Origin of the sequence: Streptomyces sp. MZ04, assembly GCF_004684775.1 — a bacterium.
Classification (GTDB): Bacteria; Actinomycetota; Actinomycetes; order Streptomycetales; family Streptomycetaceae; genus Streptomyces.
This window is the reverse complement of record NZ_SRIC01000486.1, coordinates 1-3207: the sequence shown is the minus strand read 5'-3', so window position 1 is coordinate 3207 and position 3207 is coordinate 1. Positions and strand designations below refer to the sequence as shown.

Sequence of the window (3207 nt, the reverse complement as noted above, 5' to 3'; positions counted from 1 at the left end):
CGCCTCCGCCGCCCCCGCGAACACGGGCCCCGCCGGGGCACCTGCCTCCCCGGCCCTGACCCCGCTCGGCCTCTTCACCGTCCTTCTCGGCGCCGCGCTCCCGATGATCGATTTCTTCATCGTGAACGTCGCCCTGCCCAGCATCGAGCGCGACCTGCACGCGTCCCCCGCCACCCTGGAGATGGTCGTCGCGGGCTACGCGGTCGCGTACGCCGTCCTGCTCGTACTCGGCGGGCGGCTCGGCGACACGTACGGCCGCCGCACGCTCTTCCTCTGGGGCGTCGCCGCCTTCGGCGTGACCTCGCTGGCCTGCGGTCTCGCGCCCGGGGCGTGGTGGCTGGTGGGCGCGCGCGTCGCGCAGGGCGCGGCGGCCGCGCTGATGCTGCCGCAGGTGCTCGCCACCATCCACGCCACGACGCACGGCGAGCGGCGCACCAAGGCCGTCGCGCTGTACGGCTCCGTGGGCGGTATCTCCATCGTCCTCGGGCAGGTGCTCGGCGGCGTCCTGGTCTCCGCCGACCTGGCGGGCACCGGCTGGCGAGCGGTGTTTCTGGTGAACGCGCCCGTCGCGGTCGCCGCCCTGCTCTGCGCGGTACGCGCCGTCCCGGACAGCCGCGCCGAGCAGCCCACCCGCAGCGACATCGGCGGCACACTCCTGCTCGCCGCGTCCCTGACCGCGCTGCTGCTCCCCCTGACGGAGGGCAGGGCGGCGGGCTGGCCCCTGTGGTCGGTGCTGCTGCTCATCGCGTCGCCGTTCCTCGCCTGGGCGTTCGCCCGCGTCGAGCTGCGCGCCGAACGCACTGGCGGCAGCCCGCTCCTGCCTCCGTCGCTGCTGCGCGAACCCGGCGTACGCAAGGGGCTCGCCCTCGGCCTGCCGATCTTCATCGGCTTCGCGGGATGGATGTTCGTCAGCGCGGTCACGCTGCAGCAGTGGCTGGGCTTCGGCCCGCTCAAGGCCGGACTGACCCTGATCCCCATGGGCGTCGCCCAGTTCGCGGCGTCGATGCTCGCACCGCGTCTGGTGACGTGGCTCGGCAGCCGCGCGATGACGGTGAGCGCGCTGGTGCACGGCTCGGGCCTGGTGGTCCTCGCCCTGACCGTGCTGTGGGCCCCGTTCTCCGCGCTCACCCCCCTCGCGCTCGCGCCCGGCGTGGTGCTGTGCGGCCTGGGCCAGGGCGTCCAGCTCGCCCTCTACTACCGGATCGTGCTCGCCGCGGTCCCGGCCGCGCGGGCGGGCGCGGGCAGCGGCCTGGCGGCCACGGTCCAGCAGTCCTGCCTGGCCGTCGGCGTCGCCACGCTCGGCTCGCTCTTCCTCGCGACCATTCCGGGCCTCGGCATGCGGAACGCGTTCGCGGTCGTACTCGCGGCGCAGCTCGCCGGGCTCATCGGCCTTGCGGTGCTCAGCCTGCGGCTGCCGCGGCGCCTTGGCTGAGGGACCGTCCCGTACCCGCGCCGCCTCGCCCCCGAGATACCGTCGAACTCATGCCCCCGCCAGAACTCACGCTCCGCCGGCGCATGCTCGTCCTCGCGATCTGCTGCATGAGCCTGCTGATCGTCAGTCTCGACAACACCGTCCTGAACGTCGCCCTGCCCTCCATGGCGCGGGAGTTCGACACCAGCATCTCGGGCATGCAGTGGACGATCGACGCGTACACCCTCGTCCTCGCCGCGCTGCTCATGCTGGCGGGCTCGACGGCGGACCGGGTGGGACGCCGCCGGATCTTCAAGGCGGGCCTGGTGATCTTCACCATCGCCTCGGTCCTCTGCTCCCTCGCCCCCAACCTCGAATCCCTCGTGGCGTTCCGCATGATCCAGGCGGTCGGCGGCTCCATGCTGAACCCGGTCGCGATGTCGATCATCACGAACACCTTCACGAAGCCCGTCGAGCGGGCCCGCGCCATCGGCGTCTGGGGCGGGGTGGTCGGCATCTCCATGGCGGCGGGCCCGATCATCGGCGGCGTCCTCGTCGACTCCGTCGGCTGGCGCTCGATCTTCTGGATCAACCTGCCGGTGGGCCTCGCGGCCCTGCTCCTGACCATGCGCTACGTCCCCGAGTCCCGCGCCCCCAGGCCCCGCCGCACGGACCCCGTGGGCCAGCTCCTGGTGATCGTCCTGCTCGGCACCCTGACGTACGCGATCATCGAGGCGCCGACGGCGGGCCTGACGTCACCGCTGATCATCGGCCTCGCGGCCGCCGCGCTGCTCGCCCTGCTCGGCCTGCTCGCCTACGAACCCCGCCGCGCCGACCCCCTCATCGACCTGCGCTTCTTCCGCTCCGCGCCGTTCAGCGGGGCGACGGTGATCGCGGTCTCGGCCTTCGCGGCGCTGGGCGGCTTCCTCTTCCTCTCCACGCTGTACCTCCAGAACGTCCGCGGCCTGAGCGCCCTGGACGCGGGCGTGTGGATGCTGCCGATGGCGGCGGTGACGCTGGTCTGCGCCCCGCTGTCGGGCAGCCTGGTGGGCAGCCGGGGCCCACGGCTGCCCCTCCTGATCGCGGGGATCGCGATGACAGCGTCGGGAGTCCTCTTCGCCGCCTTCGACGCGGAGACGACGAACGCGACGCTCTTCCTCGGATACGTCCTGTTCGGCCTCGGCTTCGGCTTCGTGAACGCGCCGATCACCAACACCGCAGTCTCCGGGATGCCCCGCGCCCAGGCGGGCGTCGCCGCGGCCGTCGCCTCCACCAGCCGCCAGATCGGCCAGACGCTGGGCGTAGCGGTGATCGGCGCGGTCCTGGCATCGGGGATCGGGGCATCCTCGTACGCGACCGCCTTCACGGAGGCGAGCCGCCCCGCCTGGTGGATCATCACCGGCTGCGGCCTGGCGGTCCTGCTCCTCGGCGCGCTGACCAGCGGCAGGTGGGCGAGGGAGACGGCACGCCGGACGGCGGAACGGCTCGACGCCGCCCCACAACGCGCGCTGGCGGACACCACGCTCGCGCCGTGACGGCGACTTGGGATCCCTCAGCACCGGGCGTACTGCGACTCCCCTCGGGCCGCCTCATCCGCGGCCGGGGCCTGAGGCACCCGCTCCCCGAGGGGCCGACCCCCGACTTCGCGCTGTACCTGCTGGGCGAGGAGCCGCCGGCCACCGCGTGGGAGGCGCGGTGGGTGCGGTGGCCCGACTTCCGGTTGCCCAGCGATCGCGGGGCGGCACGTGAGGCGTGGCGCGAGGCGTGGCAGCGGGCGGAGGGGGAGGGGTCGAGGT

Annotated in this window: 2 protein-coding genes and 1 pseudogene; all 3 read left to right on the top strand. The window is 73.7% G+C overall.

Translation table 11 applies throughout. The annotated features are described in order from the left end of the window. A partial coding sequence (locus E2651_RS42245) for an MFS transporter (protein WP_135336568.1) occupies window positions 1–1432 on the top strand: 1432 nt, incomplete at its 5' end. A 50-nt stretch (window positions 1433–1482) separates the two neighbouring features. Further along, a complete protein-coding gene (locus tag E2651_RS42240; RefSeq protein ID WP_135336567.1) occupies window positions 1483–2946 on the top strand; it encodes an MFS transporter in 1464 nt (487 codons plus the stop codon). Next, window positions 2943–3207 (top strand): annotated as a pseudogene (locus E2651_RS42235) (protein phosphatase); the annotation flags it as partial. The gene E2651_RS42240 and the pseudogene E2651_RS42235, both read left to right, overlap by 4 nt.

What these genes read in the sequence shown, in the direction of transcription:
- E2651_RS42240 (WP_135336567.1), top strand. Translation starts at nt 1,483, where the DNA reads ATGCCCCCGCCAGAACTCACGCTCCGCCGGCGCATGCTCGTCCTCGCG.